Source organism: Candidatus Woesearchaeota archaeon, assembly GCA_021735165.1.
Classification (GTDB): Archaea; Nanobdellota; Nanobdellia; order Woesearchaeales; family 21-14-0-10-32-9; genus JAIPET01.
The window spans coordinates 1-17,386 of sequence record JAIPHP010000025.1 but is presented as its reverse complement, the minus strand read 5'-3'; the positions used below and the strand labels follow the sequence as shown (position 1 = coordinate 17,386).

General features: G+C 30.9%; 21 protein-coding genes and 1 other RNA gene. 9 read left to right on the top strand and 13 right to left on the bottom strand.

The features are described from left to right. Positions 1–583: 583 nt before the first annotated feature. Positions 584–997, top strand: a complete 414-nt coding sequence (locus K9L97_05705; GenBank protein MCF7872500.1) for a hypothetical protein — start codon at positions 584–586, stop codon at positions 995–997. Positions 998–1,097: 100 nt separating this feature from the next. Next, positions 1,098–2,087 carry a type I glyceraldehyde-3-phosphate dehydrogenase gene (gene gap, locus K9L97_05700; GenBank protein MCF7872499.1) on the top strand — a complete coding sequence of 330 codons (990 nt, stop codon included), beginning with the start codon at positions 1,098–1,100 and terminating at the stop codon, positions 2,085–2,087. A 221-nt stretch (positions 2,088–2,308) separates the two neighbouring features. On the opposite strand, the gene K9L97_05695 is transcribed toward gap, so the two are convergent. Then, a complete protein-coding gene (locus tag K9L97_05695) occupies positions 2,309–3,010 on the bottom strand; it encodes a hypothetical protein (GenBank protein MCF7872498.1) in 702 nt (233 codons plus the stop codon). 14 nt (positions 3,011–3,024) lie between these two features. Further along, an RNA gene (gene ffs, locus K9L97_05690) (signal recognition particle sRNA) lies at positions 3,025–3,299 on the bottom strand. A 141-nt stretch (positions 3,300–3,440) separates the two neighbouring features. On the opposite strand from ffs, the gene K9L97_05685 reads away from it, so the two are divergent. From K9L97_05685 to K9L97_05675, 3 genes are all read left to right on the top strand, one after another. Next, on the top strand, positions 3,441–4,196 hold the full coding sequence (locus K9L97_05685; protein MCF7872497.1) for a hypothetical protein: 756 nt from the start codon (positions 3,441–3,443) through the stop codon (positions 4,194–4,196). Between the two features lie 36 nt (positions 4,197–4,232). Continuing rightward, entirely contained in the window at positions 4,233–5,144 is a 912-nt protein-coding gene (gene rnz / locus K9L97_05680) for a ribonuclease Z (protein MCF7872496.1), read from the top strand. Positions 5,145–5,247: 103 nt separating this feature from the next. Beyond that, positions 5,248–5,577, top strand: a complete 330-nt coding sequence (locus K9L97_05675) for a hypothetical protein (GenBank protein ID MCF7872495.1) — start codon at positions 5,248–5,250, stop codon at positions 5,575–5,577. A 3-nt stretch (positions 5,578–5,580) separates the two neighbouring features. Here K9L97_05675 and K9L97_05670 read toward each other — a convergent pair whose 3' ends face one another. Next, positions 5,581–5,913, bottom strand: a complete 333-nt coding sequence (locus tag K9L97_05670; protein ID MCF7872494.1) for a hypothetical protein — start codon at positions 5,911–5,913, stop codon at positions 5,581–5,583. 61 nt (positions 5,914–5,974) lie between these two features. Between K9L97_05670 and K9L97_05665 the strand changes: the two genes are divergently transcribed. After that, on the top strand, positions 5,975–6,397 hold the full coding sequence (locus K9L97_05665) for a hypothetical protein (protein MCF7872493.1): 423 nt from the start codon (positions 5,975–5,977) through the stop codon (positions 6,395–6,397). 65 nt (positions 6,398–6,462) lie between these two features. Here the strand turns inward: K9L97_05665 and htpX are convergent, their stop codons facing one another. The 4 genes from htpX to K9L97_05645 form a co-directional block, all read right to left on the bottom strand. Then, positions 6,463–7,371 carry a zinc metalloprotease HtpX gene (htpX, locus tag K9L97_05660; protein ID MCF7872492.1) on the bottom strand — a complete coding sequence of 303 codons (909 nt, stop codon included), beginning with the start codon at positions 7,369–7,371 and terminating at the stop codon, positions 6,463–6,465. A 71-nt stretch (positions 7,372–7,442) separates the two neighbouring features. Further along, entirely contained in the window at positions 7,443–7,991 is a 549-nt protein-coding gene (locus K9L97_05655; protein MCF7872491.1) for a LemA family protein, read from the bottom strand. A 15-nt stretch (positions 7,992–8,006) separates the two neighbouring features. Beyond that, positions 8,007–8,219 carry a histone family protein gene (locus K9L97_05650; protein MCF7872490.1) on the bottom strand — a complete coding sequence of 71 codons (213 nt, stop codon included), beginning with the start codon at positions 8,217–8,219 and terminating at the stop codon, positions 8,007–8,009. 71 nt (positions 8,220–8,290) lie between these two features. Beyond that, positions 8,291–9,907, bottom strand: coding sequence for a hypothetical protein (locus K9L97_05645; protein ID MCF7872489.1), 1,617 nt, complete (start codon positions 9,905–9,907; stop codon positions 8,291–8,293). Positions 9,908–9,995: 88 nt separating this feature from the next. Between K9L97_05645 and K9L97_05640 the strand changes: the two genes are divergently transcribed. Beyond that, on the top strand, positions 9,996–10,385 hold the full coding sequence (locus tag K9L97_05640; protein ID MCF7872488.1) for a Holliday junction resolvase: 390 nt from the start codon (positions 9,996–9,998) through the stop codon (positions 10,383–10,385). A 42-nt stretch (positions 10,386–10,427) separates the two neighbouring features. Further along, a complete protein-coding gene (locus K9L97_05635) occupies positions 10,428–10,709 on the top strand; it encodes a hypothetical protein (protein ID MCF7872487.1) in 282 nt (93 codons plus the stop codon). Here K9L97_05635 and K9L97_05630 read toward each other — a convergent pair. The 5 genes from K9L97_05630 to K9L97_05610 form a co-directional block, all read right to left on the bottom strand. After that, positions 10,706–11,113 (bottom strand): hypothetical protein, encoded by a 408-nt coding sequence (locus tag K9L97_05630; protein ID MCF7872486.1) that lies wholly within the window; start codon positions 11,111–11,113, stop codon positions 10,706–10,708. The genes K9L97_05635 and K9L97_05630 overlap by 4 nt on opposite strands. Before the next feature lie 221 nt (positions 11,114–11,334). Then, the gene (locus K9L97_05625; GenBank protein MCF7872485.1) at positions 11,335–11,721 is read right to left on the bottom strand and encodes an ATP-binding protein; all 387 of its coding nucleotides are present in this window, start codon (positions 11,719–11,721) and stop codon (positions 11,335–11,337) included. 143 nt (positions 11,722–11,864) lie between these two features. Next, positions 11,865–12,944 carry a GAF domain-containing protein gene (locus K9L97_05620; protein ID MCF7872484.1) on the bottom strand — a complete coding sequence of 360 codons (1,080 nt, stop codon included), beginning with the start codon at positions 12,942–12,944 and terminating at the stop codon, positions 11,865–11,867. Between the two features lie 131 nt (positions 12,945–13,075). Beyond that, entirely contained in the window at positions 13,076–13,693 is a 618-nt protein-coding gene (locus tag K9L97_05615; GenBank protein ID MCF7872483.1) for a PD-(D/E)XK nuclease family protein, read from the bottom strand. A gap of 39 nt (positions 13,694–13,732) precedes the next feature. Then, positions 13,733–13,993, bottom strand: coding sequence for a hypothetical protein (locus K9L97_05610; GenBank protein MCF7872482.1), 261 nt, complete (start codon positions 13,991–13,993; stop codon positions 13,733–13,735). Between the two features lie 188 nt (positions 13,994–14,181). Here K9L97_05610 and K9L97_05605 point away from each other — a divergent pair, with 188 nt between their 5' ends. Further along, the gene (locus tag K9L97_05605; GenBank protein MCF7872481.1) at positions 14,182–14,448 is read left to right on the top strand and encodes a PRC-barrel domain-containing protein; all 267 of its coding nucleotides are present in this window, start codon (positions 14,182–14,184) and stop codon (positions 14,446–14,448) included. 6 nt (positions 14,449–14,454) lie between these two features. Here K9L97_05605 and K9L97_05600 read toward each other — a convergent pair whose 3' ends face one another. Continuing rightward, positions 14,455–16,968, bottom strand: a complete 2,514-nt coding sequence (locus tag K9L97_05600; protein MCF7872480.1) for a hypothetical protein — start codon at positions 16,966–16,968, stop codon at positions 14,455–14,457. Positions 16,969–17,386 lie beyond the last annotated feature (418 nt).

The window sequence follows — 17,386 nt, the reverse complement described above, 5'->3', positions numbered from 1 at the left end:
TTGGTACTTGCAAAGGCCTCTCCATTTCAGTTTTAGTCTTTACTTCGCCAGAAAACGTTAAATTAGTAGTTTGAGCAGTATTTATGCTGTTTAACAACAATAATCCTGATGCTGTCAAGATTACTTTTTCAAGGCCTTTCCTAAAGAAACTTTTTTTCTTCATAGTTTTTAACAGATCATTGAACAGGCTTTAAATACTTTACGGTCAAGCACCACTTAAAAGTGACTAAATGAGTTTTTTAAAGTGTTGGTTGTTTTTGAATTTGACTGGTGTTTTTTTAATATTTTAAGATATTTGAAAAGGAGCGGTTTTTTCTAACTAATTTGCTTAATTTTTATTGCACGCTAGCGAAAGGGGTTTAATGCCCTGACCTGCACAAAAATGTTCGTTCATTTTTGTTGTGCCAGAAACTTTGTTTCTGTGCATTTAGGGCGGAGATTTGTGAAGAAATCATTTTTGATTTCTGTGTACGAGAAACTTTTATTTTCTTAGCAGACTTAGAGCAGCGATTTTCATTATTTTATCACTACATAGTTACTATGGTGGAAAATTTTATAAATAACGAGTTATTTTCATATGAAAATGAAGAATTTAAAATTTTATGATATTACAAAAGAAGATTATGAGACGATAGTAAAAAACATAATCTTGTTAACAGGGAAAAAAGACGAAATAAGAAAAAGTTATGATTTATTTACAGAAATATTAGAACAAATAGAAGGAAATCATATATATGATGCCGATACAGGAAGATACAATCAATATATGGATGAACTAGAAAAACTTTCAGAAATGAAAAAAGAGTTCGTAAAAGCAATGTTTAACCCTGAGTATGTAGCAAACGCCACAAAAAAAATTCAGTTAAAATCACAAGAGCTTTCAGACAAATTATATTCTCAAGATAACACTAAACCAGAAAACAAAGACTCAAATATAAATATGGCTTATAAACAAAAATTCTTTAGCAATCTAAATTTTTGTAAGAAATTTGGTTAATTCAAAATATTTAAAAACAAGCATGTTTAATGTTATTATACTAATTTATATTGTTGTATTAATTTGTAATTATTTAAATTTGAAAAAAGAGGGGATTTTTATGGTAAGAATTGCTATCAATGGCTTTGGCAGAATAGGAAGAATGTTTTATAGAGCAACAATGAATGATCCTGAAATAGAAATAGTTGCGGTAAATGATCTTACGGATAATAAAACTCTTGCTTACCTTTTAAAATATGATTCTGTACACGGAACATTAAAAGAACAAGTAGACTATGATGAGGATTCTTTAATAGTTGCAGGAAAATCATTTAAGGTATTTGCAGAAAAAGATCCTGTAAACTTGCCTTGGAAAGATCTAAATATAGATGTAGTAGTTGAAAGTACAGGTTTTTTTAGAACAAAAGAACTTGCATCAAAACATTTAGAAGCTGGGGCAAAAAAAGTAATGATTAGTGCGCCTGCAAAAGGAGATGTTCGAACTTTTGTTAAAGGGGTAAATGAACATGATTATAGTGGAGAAGAAATAGTTTCTAATGCTTCTTGCACTACTAATTGCTTAGCGCCAATGGTGAAGGTTTTGGATGATAATTTTGGAATAGAAAGGGGAATGATGACCACAGTTCATAGTTTTACAGCAGACCAAAGGATTGTAGATGGTCCTCATAAAGATTTGAGGCGGGCTAGAGCTGCTTCACAGAACATAGTTCCTACAACTACGGGAGCAGCAATTGCTGTAACGCAAGTGCTTCCACACTTAAAAGGAAAACTTGACGGGATGGCTATTCGTGTGCCTACTCCTGATGGTTCTATTACTGATTTTACTTGTGAATTAAAACAAGAGGTTACAAAGGAGCAAATAAATGAACTATTTAGAAATGTTGCAAAAAATCATCTAAAAGACGTTCTTGAATATGTAGAGGAACCAATAGTTAGTACTGATATAATAGGTAATACGCATTCAGTTATTTTTGATGCTTTAAGCACAATAGTTTTAGAAGGCAAATTTGTAAAAGTAGTTGGTTGGTACGATAATGAGTGGGGATACAGTAATAGAATGGCAGATATGGCTAAGATAATAAGCAAATAAGCTTTTTATGTTGTTCTTTTTTTTTGAAATGTTTTCTTAGTGTTTTATTTATGGCTTGGTAGGAATAACTTTAATTTTTACTATTTTATTGCGCGCTAGCGAAGGGGGTTTAATACCCCGACCTTTAGGTCGATAGCACGCAATCTGAAAATCGCGATAAGCGACTGAGTCGTAATACTCCGTCCTTTAGGGCGGAGATAGACTCGGAGTAGCGATTTTCATTATTGTTTTATTCTTTGTACGTATTGCATTAGGTTTTCAACAAATTCTGTTTTTGCCATTTCTTTTATTTCAGGAAATCTTTTGTTTATATCATTAGTTATGGCAATCATGCCATCATTATTTTTCATGATTGTTTCAATTTCTTTGTTAGTTTGCATAATCATTTTGTAGGGAATCCAGTTTTCTTCGTTTTCTAGTTCTCTTAAGTCTCCATATAAGTAAGTCTCTTGTACATTGTTTGAAGGTTCATTTATTAGAGCATAGTTCATAAAGACATATCTTACGCTTAATAAATAAGGTTTATTGTTGCGGTTAATTATTTGTTTGTGTAGTGTTTTTGTTTCTTTGACTAATTTTTCTTTGTTTCTTACACCGACATCTTTTAAGAATAATAATTTGTGAAATTCATATAGTTGTGAATAATGCTCATTTTTTTCTATTATTCGTTTAGCTTCGTCTCTGTTTGAAGCATAAACAAATGCGTCATAATCTCCGTTTAGACAAAAAATTTTTTCTTTTGTATTATAAAATCGTTCTCCTGTCTGTGAGAAAAATCTGAAAGTTACGGGTATTTTATAGTTTGTTGTTCTTTTAGGATATGCGCTAGATACTAGCACAGCTGTCAATCCATTAGCTGATTTTATCATGAAAGGGTTCATTCTTAATGGTTTGTTTTCAAACAGGTTAGTGCGTGTTTTCATTTTCTTTTATGAATATTAGTGCGTGTCCGAAAGTGGATCTAACCTTAATAAAACAGTGTATTCCTTAAAGTTCCTACTTCCTGCAACCCCTCAAACGCCGACTCTCACACTTAGAGCTGCTCCATTCCTGGCCTGACTCGATTCATATAAGTGACGACCAAGAGGGACAGGAGATCAACAGTTCTCCAAGGACTGCTTTACTAAAGCAGACCTCCTCTCGGACTTCGTCCCCCACGTAAAGCCGGTTTTGGGTTACAAGGCACGGCTACCGCCCCGGACTAGCATCGTTAGTAAATGAGTGTTGTTTTATAAATCTTTACAGAATTATTGATTATATGGAAATTTATTGTTTTTTTTCATCAAGTTTATAAATGTTCATAGATTTCTTTTACTTCTCAAAAATAGAAAATAAAATGATGCAGGGAAAAAAATGAATATGCAAGCACTAATAAAGGACACAAAACAAATAAATAACTTTTTGGAGATTGGAGCAGATGTACTAGAACAATGCGATTTTGATTGGGAAACCTATACGCATTTAACAGCGATGGTGGAAGAACAGACTAAAAATAATTCTGGGAAAGAAACAATTTTTAATCTTTTAAAAAACCAAGATATATATGAAGATATGCTTTATGTTGGAAAATATTTAGGTGACTTAGATAATCATTCAGTAAACCTAAAACCTAGCGTATTTGAAAAAAAATTCTTATCAGATACAGAAAAAAACAAAATTCAATTTTTGAAGAACTATTTATCCTCAAAAAGATCTCTTAGTTATAATGCAGAAGTAATAGCATCAAATATTTTAAACGATCATCATAATTTAAAAGATTATTTTACTGGAAGAAATCAATCTCTTGAGAGATCTACAGTATTGAAACATTTATTGCAGCCCTCTAGTAGCATAATTATTGATGAATCCATCAAAAATATTTACAAAAATGATGGTTCTTTAAATGTTGGTAAAATGGTTGAAAAATATGCGATAGATATAGCTCATCTTCAATCAGTATTTTCTAAGGAACAAAGAAAAAATTGGGAATTTGCTAATAAACTATACAAAAAAGTAAATAAAACTAACTCAGTTCCGGGTTTTGAAAAAAATGGGCTTTCTCCCATAGAACTCTATGTTGTAACTGTGGGATATGGTTTTTCTGAAGGAAAAATAAATTTAGGCGAGTAAAAAACATTATAAACTTCTTTTCTTTTCTTTATATTTATGAGTTATGAAATTACTTTTTTAGGAACGAGCAGCATGGTTCCAACAAAAGATAGGAACGTACAATCAATCTACTTAGAATACAATGGAGAAGGTATTTTAATTGATTGCGGTGAAGGAACACAAAGACAAATGAACATAAAAGGAATCAACCGGTTAAAAGTAAAAAAAATTCTTATAAGTCATTGGCATGGAGACCACGTTTCAGGTCTTATAGGTTTAATTCAAACCATAGGGAATGGAAACAGAGAAGAACAATCAAAACTAACAATATACGGACCTCTCGGAACAAAAAAACACATGGAACACTTACTGCAAAGTTGCATCTTTGATCTGAATCTTGACTTAGAAATAAATGAGCTAAACATAAAACAGAAAAATGTGATTTACGAAAATGAAGATTACATGATAGAAGCAGCACCATTAGAGCACAGCACGCCCTGTCTTGGTTATTCATTTATAGAAAAAGACAGAAGAAACATACAATTAGCAAAAGCAAAAAAACTCGGATTAAGAGAAGGACCCAATCTTGGAAAACTTCAAAGAGGACACTCAATAAAACACGAAGGAAAAGAAATAACTCCTGATATGGTAAGCACAATAAAGAAAGGAAAGAAAACAACATTCATACTTGACACAGGCCTAACTGAGAATTGCTACTTGCTTGCTGAAAACAGCGATTTGCTTATTTGCGAGTCAACACTTTCAATAAAGCTTGCTGAAAAAGCAGAATTAAGAAAACACATGACTGCACAAGGAGCAGCGCAAATAGCAAGCAAAGCAGGAACAAAAAAATTAATACTGACGCACTTCTCACAACGCTATACAACACTCCACGACTTAGAAGAGGAAGCAAAAGCAGTATTCCCAAATACGGACTTAGCATTCGATTTCATGAAGGTCAAATTATGAGTTTCCAAGAAAAAAATACGGATTCATATTATTAAAAGAGTCTATTACTGATATTGATGATTTAGGAAATAAAACATTCAAATCTTATGGAAAAAAAGAAAACTTGGCAATAATAGAAAGATTCCTGGGACAAACACATATATTAATACCTAAAGAAATAAAATTGCGAGGCGAAACTTTAGCAGAAATAATAACAGAAGAATATAAAATAAACAAAAATTTATTTGAAGCTGTGATTTTAACAAAGGGTCCTAAAGTTTCATTCATATATGTGCCAATTCCTGGAAGAGAATTTAAAGAAGAGAAATTCTGGAGAATGTTTAATGACGACATAAAAAAATATAATGAACAACTAAAAAAAGATCCAAAAGCAATACACCCAAATTGGTATTACCCAGAAAACTTAGTCAAAAGAATATACGAACTTAAATAATGATCACTTCAATTTCTTAAGAATCAAATACGCTCCGAATAAGATCAGAATAACAGGCCAAACATAGTTTAAGTTGAACCAATAAAATATATCCTTTCCAATCAAAGCCAATCCTATTATGATCAGAATTATTCCTGTAAGTATTTTTCTTTTAGCAAGTAAATATATTCCGTAAACCAGAAGTATTACTGGAACAATCATCCACAAGCTAAACCATGGAATAAAATCTCTGAGAAGATAAGCAGCACCTATAAGTATAAGAATAATGCCCATTATGCTTACATCTTTTTCTACACGACTCTTTTTTTTCTTGTGAACTTCTTTTTTTTCAACCATTTCATACATAATAGTTTTAAAGTTTAAAAAACTTTATATATCAAAAGGTATTTACTATAGGATGACAAAAGGATTTATTAGGTATTTTACTCTTAGTGCAAAAATAAACGGGGACAAACAAAATTACTCAGGAGTTTTAGAATTTAATAAAAAAGAAAAAAATCACAATTTTGTTACAGGCGTTTTGGAAAGTTTGGCTGCTAAATATGAACTTAACGGCGTTTATTTTACTATGGATAATGAAATAAGAACATTAGATTTCGTAGTTTATGATAATAAAGAAAAAGAGTCACCGTTCATGCTTCATTTTGTAAAAGATTTTCAAACCAATATTTATGATGTAGAACTAATTAAAGGAAGTATGAATTTTAAATTTTCAAAAGAGCTCATGCCTCAACACGTATACTTAAAATTACACGAATTATATACGCATAATCTTAAAAAACACATTGGAATGACAACTTTAAAAGAATGTTTTGATTAACTACATGTGAAAGTCAGAAAGATTCATCTTTTAAGGTGGTGATTGGGTTGTTTCAGCAATTTTTTTTACATTGCTTCTAATCTTTTTATTCTATCTTCTATAGGTGGGTGGGTAGCAAAGAGTCCTGTCATGAATCCTTTCTTTTTCTTGAAAGGCGAACTTATAAACAAATGAGCAGTTGCTCTGTTTGCTTTATCAACTAACGGATCCGGATCTTTTGCTATTTTTTTTAATGCGCTTGCAAGTCCTGGCGGATACCTTGTGAGCACAGCACCTCCCGCATCCGCAGCATATTCTCTTTTTCTTGATATTGCAAGTTTTATCATCTGCGCTATTATCGGTGCAAGTATTGCAAGAGCTATTGCCACAACTATCATAATTATTTGACCCTGACCGCCACCTGAATCTCTTTTTCCGCCTCCAAATATGAAAGATCTTATCATCACATCTCCTAACAATATTATTACTCCCGTCATCACTGCTGCTATCATCATTGCTCTTATATCATAATTTTTTATATGGCTCATTTCATGTGCTAATACGCCTTCTAGTTCTTCTCTATTCATTTTTTCAAGAAGTCCTGTTGTTACAGCTATTGCGGCATTATTTGGATCTCTTCCAGTGGCAAATGCATTCAACGCAGAGTCTTTAATTACATATGCTTTCGGAGTTGGTATTCCTGCTGCTAATGATAAACCTTCTATTGTGTGGAAAAGATACGGGTATTCTTTTTTAGTTACAGGTTTTGCCCCTGTCAAACCCATTATCATGTTTGCTCCTGAAAACCACGAAATCAAAGAATATATTATAAGAAATATTCCTGCTAGTATTAGTCCAAAATAAATGTTTCCTATCAGAGCTAATCCCAGAACTGCTCCTAATATTCCTATTAGTATTACAAACATCAAAAATAGGAACAAGGATTTCAAATTATTGTTTCTTATTTCATCAAAGTTAACGAGCTTTTCTGACATCAGGACACCTCAAGAAAAACCCAAAAAAATGTGAGCAAAAAATGTTGCTCTGGGTTTTACTTCGCAAAACTTTAGAAAGATACCTTGGGTACTTTCTTTTCTTCTTCTGGTGTTTTGAAGAATTGTTCCTCTTTGAAATTCAACATTCCTGCAAATACGTTGTTTGGAAACAATTCTATTTTTGTGTTAAATCTCATCACCATGTCGTTGTAGTGTTGTCTTGAGTAAGCTATTTTATTTTCTGTTCCTGATAATTCTTCTTGCAATTGTAGAAAATTTTGATTTGCTTTTAGATCAGGGTAATTTTCTGCTACTGCAAACAAGCTTTTTAATGTATCAGATAGCATGTTTGATGCTTCTGCTTTTTTCTCTATGGTTCCTGCAGTCATAACTGCTGATCTTGCTTGGGTTACTTTCTCAAAAGTTCCTTTTTCATGTTTTGCATAACCTTTAACTGTTTCTATTAAGTTAGGTATCAAATCGTTTCTTCTTTTTAATTGTACATCTATTTGACTCCAACTGTTTTTTACTTGGTTCTTAAGTCTTACCAGTGCGTTGTATATTGCTATTATTAAAATAACAACTATTGCCACTATTGCTAATATTATCCATTGCCACATTTTTATTACACCCCATTATATTTTTGTTGCTAATATTATATCTTCGGCTTTTACGGTTTTTCTTCCTGCATGTGCAGAATATTTCGTTGCGCCTTCGCCTATTTTTTGTGCATATTCTTCTAGTGCTTGTTTTAAAGCTGATTTTGCTTCTTCAGAAACTCTATGTGCGCCTGCGTGTTTTAAAAGACGTTCCATAGCTGCTAAAGGAATTCCTTTCTTATTTGGCATTATTACCACCCAAAGAGCTCAAATTGAGCTGTTTTTATAAATTTTATGGTATGAAATGGCTTTTTTTGAAATTAAGTGTGCTTAATGATGCTTTTTCTTATCTTTTGAAGTTCTGATTTGTCGAAGCAATTTATCTCCATTTTACTGTAAAGTCCTGAAGGGGATGTGCTTGTAACGGGAATCCATCCAGATGCAGATCCACATGTTCCTGAGAACACTTTTTTATCATCTGCAGTAAGCAAAAGGTTTGAAGCACTTACAAGCTCGGTTCCTGCAATATATGCCCCTTTTACATACGATTTTTTTCCTTCTTTATTTATGAGTATAGCAGTTTCAGGAACTATGTTGTGAAGTGCCATGTCTGGCATAGTCCATCCCGAACCTTCTTCTCCTTCGAATATGATTCCATAGTTTTTCTTTTCTTTCTTAAGTGTTTCAACAAGTTGTTTTTCCATATCTTCATAATTAACAGTTTTCCTGGAAATGAGTTCTAAATTGCTCATTCTTGCTTCTGGGATATTGGTTCCTTCAGCTCTTCCATGACCGTTTGATGTTTTATTAAAATATCCTGCTGATTTTCTGCTGTGTAGAAAATCTTTTACAATTCCATTTTCTATGAGTAAGACTTTTTTTGATTTTACTAATTCATCGTCGTATTCATAAGAACCTCGATAATTTTTTTTTGTGGGATCATCTATAAGAGTTATGAATTCGGGAAACATTAGTTTGTTAACGCTGTGAATATGTTGTGATTGTGATGCTCCAAAGCCATCTTCAAGGACATTATCTCCTTCAAGAGCATGACCTATTACTTCATGCCAGTATATTCCGTGAATGTATCCATTCATTATTACAGGGTATCTATCATGTTCTATCCATGGAGAATTAGCTATTTGTTCTGCAATAGAAATTTTTTGTTTTATTATTTCTTTTGCATAGCGGGATATTTCATCGTATTTGTCTTCAATATTATCCAATTCATATTTTTGGGATAATTCAATTGTTTTGACGAATTTCATTATTTCTCTTTTTTTGGTTAATACGTCTATATCAAAGTACATTCTAAGCATGTTGTCGGACAAATATATTTCAGAATTTTCTGAATTGGTCATATATTTGTCTTTTTTTTCAAAAATTAAAGATATCAGTGTTCTTGTTTTTTTATTTCTTTTGAACTCTGCTGAAATTTCTTTTGCTATTTCCGAAATGAATTTCTTATCTATGATTTTGATTTTTGGAGTTTGGTAATGTTTTACAGAGGGATGTTTTTTTAGAAAATCATAAAATCCTCTTTCTTCACCGTATCCATCGCTTTCAGAATCTTTTTCTTTTAGGTTGTCTATGGCTTCCCAGTATGCGTTATCAATACTCGTTAAGAATATGTTTTTCAAATTATTTGTTTTTTCTAGAAGTATTTTATCTGCGACATCTGATCCTCTGGCTCCTCCGTTTTTGTTACCAACCCAAGCTTCTGTTCTTGAATTTATAGTTGGTATGTCAAGGTTGTTAGTTATTGCGTAAAGATCTCCTGCTTCTGCTTCTGCTATGTATTTTGAGGATAATATAGATGTTATTGATGCGTAAAATGCTTTTTGTCGGGGATCCTTTGATTTTAGCACTTTAAGAGGCTTAGCAGACATTGTTTTTTGGATAGCTTCCTTTTGTTTTTTAAAAATTAATTTTTCCATATTCATCACTGTTTTCACTTTCTAGTAAGCATTTATTTATAATGTTTTCTGGAAAAGCTTAAAAATGCTTGTTAAATTAATTATTTTTATGTCAACAAAAAGTAGAGGGAGTAATGCTGAGCGCGATTTGATTCATAAGTTTTGGGCTGCTAGTTGGGCAGCTTTTAGATCTGCGGGTAGTGGGAGTTCTAAGTATCCTTGCCCAGATATTGTTGCTAGTAATAATGTTCGTAAGATTGTTTTGGAAGTTAAGTTGACTACGGAAAGCAAAAAGTATTTTATGGGTAAGGAAATTGAGGAGTTGCAGGAGTTTGCAAATGTTTTTGGTGCTGAGCCTTATGTTGCAATTAAATTTTTTAGGCAGGAGTGGGTTTTTTTGACTTTGGAGGATTTGGAGAGTAGTGGTAAGCATTTTGTTGTTTCTAATGATTTGGCTAAGAGACGCGGTTTGAGTTTTGATGAGTTAATTGAAGTTTGAGGCGTAATTCTTTTAAAGTAGTGTTTTTTTCCGGTGTTTCTTATGGATTGGAACTTAGTTGAAAGCGTGGATGATTTAGTTTCTAGGAAGGAACGGAAAATTAATAGTTCTTTGCAAAATAATGCTTCTGATAAGTGTCCTTTTTTGGAAAGGTTGGGGTCTTATTTCTTTTTTTGTGGTGTTAATTCTAAAGATTTTGTATTGAGATTTGAACCGTCTAATCCTGTCATTAAAAACAGGCTTTGTTCTGCAGAACTAGGTTTATATTGTTTAAACAAATATTCAGATTGTAAAAAATATTTGAATCTTAGTGAGGATGTTTAAGTAGTTTGTTTAGTTTTTTTTAAGTATACTTCAAAGAATATTGCAATTATTATGGAAATTGTTAGCAGTAGCCACATCATTGTTTCTTTTGGAATTAAAGGGCGGGCTATTAGTACTATTGTCACGATTAATAATGTGTATGTTGCTCGAAATTTTAATAGGCGCATTCTATTTTTTGTGTTTTTTATTAGTTCAGTGTTTATTTTTTTGTATTCTTTAAAGTCAGCTTTTTTTATTTTATTTAATCTAATTATGTTAGTTACTATTATGTATATTATTAAGAAGAATATAACTAGAGCAGATATTGTGCTTAATGTGTAACTGTAGTAGTTTCCTATAAATAATGTTATTATGCTGATTATTAGGATAATTTGTGCAGTGATTTGTTTTTTTTGAAAATTCATTTATTTTTTGTTTTTTTACAACTTTATAAATGTTTTTTTGTGGGTGTGTTGTGTCCTAAGTTTTTTACCAAGAAACAGATCTTTAACGTGTTCCACGTTATGTTTTTCTTAATTGAGCTTTAAGGGCAATACAGATATTTGGGATACGTTCTTTAGTGAGGGGGATTTGGTAATTGCGCTTCATATGGTTTTGGTGTAAGAATATATTTTGATTAGAAAATTTATATTTGTGTTTTGTATAGTGGAAATTGAATTTTCCACGTGGTTCCTTCGTTTGGTTTGCTTTTTAGTTCATAGTTTATGTTTGATTTGTTAAATGTTTTTATTAGGTCTTTTAGTCCTAGTCCTGTGCCTTTTTCGCCGTTTGTTCCAAGGGTGCTTTCTTTTTTCATTTCATATATTTTTTGTATGTCTTCTTCATACATTCCTTCTCCAGTGTCTTGTATTGTTAGTTCAGCATAATCTTTTTCAGATTTTAAATAGACATTTATTTTATTGTTTGAGTTTGGCGTTGTAAATTTTATTGCGTTTGATAAAATATTTGATATTGCAAATTCTGTGAATTCTTTGAAGTAGTTTATTTCAGCATTTTGTATGTTTATATTCATTTCTATGTTTTTTTGTTGTAAGTGCGCTTCGTATTTGTTGATCGTTTTTGTTATTAGACTTGATAGTGAAAATGTTTCATGTTCTGTTTTTATTTCTTTTGAAAGATATATTTTGTTTGTTGCATCTTCTGTTAAATCAACTACTATTTTTTTGACATGGTTGTATATTCTTGTATTTCTTGCGGAGATAAATCTTGCGAGTTTTCTTGTAGTAATGTTAAAAATCCTTGTAGTGCTTGTAGTTTTGCTTTTTGTTCGTGGGCGTATCTTACTATTTGGTCATCTGTTAATTTTTGACTTTTTTTTATTTTTTTTATCATTTGGTTTTTTTCAAGTCCTATTGATATGTAGTTTGCTAGTTGTCTAAAAGCATAAAGGTCTTCTTGTAATATTGCTTTTTCGTTGTCGTAGCTTTGTATTGCTATTAATCCTTTGGATTCTTTGTTTATTATTAGCGGGGCGCCTAACCATAATTTGGGTATTGAACCTATTGGTTCTATTTCTTTTTGTTCTATTAGTTTTTTTATTTGTTGTGTATTATATAACTGGGCTTTACTTTGTTTTATTACGTGTTCTGTGAGTCCTTTTTTTATTATTCTATTTTCTACTAAAGGATTTTCTGTGTCTTGGTAATACTCGAATTTTAAATTTTGTTTTTCTTTATCAAGAATTGCGATGTACATATTTGGCACATCAAATGTTTCGTATATGAATGAGTAGATTTTTTCATAGATTTGTTCTTTTTGTATGCCTTTTAGGAAGTTTTTGAGGAGTGTTTCGTTTAGTTCATTTACTTTTCTTGATTTTACTTCGGAAGTTATGTCTTGGACTGTTGATAAAATTAGATCTGTGTTTTTTATTTCGTAGTTTTTTGCAGTTATGTATTTTTTTCTGCCGTCAATTGTTCTTAGGGGGAATTCTTCCCATGAGGGGTTTTTTATGGTTGGATTTGCTAGTTTTTTCATAACAGCTTCTTTTGCTTGTTGGTCTTTTTCATATACTTTATCTAGGAATGTTGCAACGCTTTCATCTGATTCTAAAGGTGTTTGATATATGTGCTTGAATTGTTCATTTATAAAAATTGCTTTGCCTGTTGTTTTTTTGTGGATTGCGAATCCTAAGGGTAATTGTTCTAGTAAAATCCTTAATACTTGCGTGTTTGTTTCGTATTCTGATAATATTGCTTCAAGTGCGTTTTCAGTTGTTTTATTTTTGTGGTTCATAGTACTTTTATTTTTTTTGCGTTTTGATAACTCTTCTAAAGTGGTGTAAAGAAGATTGTTTTATATGTGTTTTCTTTTGAGTATTGCAAGTTAAGGATTTTCGTTGCAGGTTTAGTTTTTTTTTGAAGTTTTTAGAGTTTTATTTTGTTTGGGTCAAATATGTATGTGTTTTTTGTGTCAAAATATCCGCACATGAAGTTTTTTAGGGGTATATTTGTTCTTTTACTTAGCATTAGCGCATAAAAGTATGTTTGTGTATCCGCGTATTTTTCTCGGTGCGCGTTTGGTTTGTAGTCCCATATCCATATTTTCCCATCGTTTTCTATTCTTATTAGGTCTATGTGGCCTGTTAGGGGCAGGTTTGTTTTGAATATTTCTTCGTAGTTTTCTAGTTCGTTTGGTTGGAGCCAAATCGGGGTTTCTATTGCTATTGTTTTTTCGTCATATGCTAGCATGAACATTTGCACGTTCATGTGCGCTTCATCGTAGTAATTTGAGTCCAGGCCTATTCTTGCTAGTATTTCTACTTGGTTTGATTCATTTTTTAGTTTTGAGTTTAATTTGAATTTTAGTATTGATGATCTTGGTCCTTTTAAGAAGTGTTCGTGTGGACAGTTTGTTAGCATTTTGTGCAGGTAGTCTTTTAGTTTTTTGTATTGGGGTTGGCATAGTTTTTCTGTTTTGTGTCTGTGTATTCTGTAGTGGTAGTATCCGTGCGTGTTGTGTTTTAGTGCTGTTTTAAGAATCATTAGAGAAAGTATAAAAAAAAGGTTTAAAAAAGTTTGGGTTTATTTTCTTTTTTTCTTTTTTGTTTTTTTCTTTGTCGTGGCTTTTTTTGTTGGTTTTTTTATTCCTAGTGCTTCTTCTAGTCTGTATTCTTCTTGTTCTATTTTTTGTTCTTCTTGGAATATTTTGGTTACTAGAGCTTCTATGTGTATGTCTATTCTTGCTATTCTTCTTTCTAGTAGTACTAAAATTCTTAGACTGTAGACTATTGCTGCTAATGTTCCTATTATTGTTGCTAGGATTATTGTTTCTAAGGATTGCATTTTTTGAACACCTCTTTTTTTTGCGATCTGTTAATTGAACGCTTTGCTTGAATATTTACTTATTATTGCTTCTATTTAGTATTTAAAGTTTTTGGCTTTACTGGTTGATAATCAAAAAGTTTATATATAGAGAAAATCTTTTTGTGAGTATTGAATTATTATATTGTGATATAAGGTGGTGGTCAATTATGTTGAAAATGAAAAGAATTACGGAAACTTATGAAATGAGAGTTTTTACTGATCAAGGCGATTATTTCGGGGATATTGAGGAGTCTATTGTTACTAATACTAAGATTTTTGGTTGGAAGGTTAGGGCTACTAAGAATAGTTTTTTGAATAAGATTTTAGGTAGTGCTAAAGGTGTTATTGTTCCTCATCAGCTTGTTAAGAGTATAGGAGATATTATGATTATTAGCAAGTCTGCTGTGCCTAGTTATAATCCTGATGATGAATAATTTTTTTTAGGCTTTTTTTAGTTTAATTTTGTGCTGTGTGTCGTTTTCTTTATTGTATTGTTGCAGTTTGTTTGCCAGAATTGCTATTTTTGCTTTGGTTTGTGGGGTTTGTGTTTGTAATCCCCATTTTGTGTCATGGTAGAGTTCAGGTATTTTTGTTGTGATTTTTTGTATTTCGAATATGTTTTGTTCTTTTATGTTTATGAAGTATTTTTGTTTTAGTGGTGTTGTTTCTTTTTGAATGTCTGTGCTTCCTGTTATTGTTTGTTCTGTGAGGTTTTCTTTTAAGTATGTTGTTATTTTGTTTGTTATTTCTGCGTGTAGGGCTTGGATTGTTTGTTGGGTTTTGGGGGTTAGTTGGTAGTTGTTTTGTGTTGCTTCTTTTATTTTGTAATATGAGCCTTTTTCAAATGTGTAGTTTAATTCTTTTAAGAGGTCTTTTTTTGTTATGTCCCATATGTCTAGGAGTTTTTGTTTTTGTTCTTCGTTTAGATGTGTTGTTTGTTTTAGTTCTTGGTTTATTTTTAGTAATGTTTTTTGCGTTAGGTAATGTGTTTTTGTGAATTGTGTTTCTTGAAGTGTTTCTGCTTCATTTTCTATTATATCTTTTATGTTTGTGAGTTTTGGGTTTAGTTCTGTTTTGTTTTGCAGTTCTAAGAACTTTCGGTTTTGATATTTTTGGTTTTGTTTTTCTAATTCTTCTAAGTCTTTTTTGTTTTGCGTTTGTATTTTTGTTTGTTCTTCTTTTAGTTTTTTGTCTAATTCTATGTATATTTTGTTTTTTTCGTATATTTCGGGTTCTAAAAAGTTTTCTTCGTAGTTTTTTTTATTTGTGCTTAGAACTAAGAAGTTTTCTTTTATGTTGTTTATTGCATTTTTTAGTTTTAGTGTTTCTTGTTTGCTTGTTAGTCGGCTTAGATATTCTAGTTCCGTTTTGTTTGTTTTTTTGTATTTGTTGTTTTTTAAGTTTTTTAATATTTCTTTATCTAGTAAGCCGTATTTTAGGAGTTCTTTTTGTGTTGTGTTTAGTGGGTTTTTTAGTTCGTATTTTTTTTCTATTATTCTCTCTTCCAGGTTTGATGTTGTTGTTTGGTTTAGTGTTTCTTTTGGTTCATATTCGTCTTTTCTTAAGTATTTTAGTTGTGCTTTTATTTCTTTTTCATCAATTTCAGGATTTTCTTTTTTGAAGTTTTCTAGGTATTTTGCTTTTCTGTATTCGATTATTATTGCGTTTATTGTTTTTTTGAATTCTTCATGTTGCTTTAGTATTAGTTCTTTTTCTGTTATGTTTTGTGTTTCTTTTTGCATTATTTGATTTTCTTTTAAGGTTTCTTTGATTATTTTTTTGTTTGTTCTGTTTAGTGTTGCGTCATAAAAAGTTTTTTTGATTGATTGATTTTCTAAGTCATATATTTTTTCTTTGAAAAATTCTAATGCTTTTTCGTAATCTTCTTTATTTGTTTGCGTAGAGCTTATGTATTCTTCGTTTAGTTTTTTTCTTAGGAAGATTATGTTTGTGTTAACGAATCTTTGTATGTCGTCTAAGTTAAGATATTTTTTTTCTTGTATTTTTTTTATTTGTTCAAGGTCGGGGTAACCGTATTTTTTTATGAATTCGTTTTCAGGTTTTAGCTTTGCTATGTGTTCTGCGTCTTTTAGAAGTGGTTCTATTGCTTTTATGCTGAATTTTTTTCTTTTTAATACGTATTCTAGTAAAAGAGTGTATCTTAATTTTCTTAAGGGTTCTGCTAATTGTGAGTTCATAGAGTTTGCATATTCTAATATTATTGGTTCTATTTTTTCTCCTTGTTTTTCTAGTTTTTTGATGTAACTTACAGGTCCTCCTGATGGGTCTAAATTTAGCAATTCTTTGTCTGTTTCTATGTCAAATGTTATACCTTGAGCTATTAGAGCATCTAATTTTTTGTATGTTTCTTGCGTTTTTTTGTCTAGTCCTATTATTGCGTGTATTTTTTGTCTTTCTCTTGGTGTTGTGTAATTTTTTAGTGTTTTTTCATTTTCTATAAGATCTTCTATGTTTCTTTCAAAATTATATCTTGATTTTTGATTTGATTGCTTTGTTTCTTTTTGAATTTCTTTTTTTTCTTTTTCCAAAAATTCAATTTTTTGTTTTAAAATTTTATATTCGTCTGTTAGTTTTATTTTGTTTAAAGTTTTAAATATTGTAGGAATTATTCTTTTTCCAGATATTATACTTTCATTTGTAATTTTACTTTTTACCCATACATAAGAGTCATACAAATCTTGTTGGCTTAATGAAGTTCCTCTTTTTTCCTTTTCTCCGCTATTTCCTCCTAAATCTATTTCTAAGAATTCTGTATTATTTATTATTTCTAGTAGGTTGTCTGTGCCTAAATATTGCAAAAATTTATCAAGCCATCTAAAATCAGCACCTTCTTTTTCTGTGTATTCTTCTAAATATTTTTTTCCTATTTTTGGATTTGAATTTTCCAATTCTAATTCTAATAATTTTTTTGTTCGTGGATAATATTCAACCATGTTGTTAAGATAATGCTTTTTTATTTAAATAATTTCTACTTAAAAGTCGTTATATTTTCGGAAATGTTTGAAAATATTGTGTTTTTGACGAAAATAGACCGTTACTTGTTTGTCGTTTTTAGTATGTCTTGCAACGCTTATTCATATTCTGTTTTGGTCGGAAACTATGTAAAAATAAAATTTATAAAGAAAAGACGTTGAAATAAACTTATGAGTATGAGACGAATAAGTTTGTTGTTTGGTTTCTTGTTATTCTTAGTTTTAATGATTTTAAGTGTTAGTGTGTTATCCCAAAACTATTTCCCTACGGTGAGTTAAATCAATGTATGAAACTCACAAGAGGGAAACTCATGGAAACAATTAGGCGAAAAAACGAGGGTGAAACTACTTATCAAGTTCGTAAAATTGCTGGCGTGAG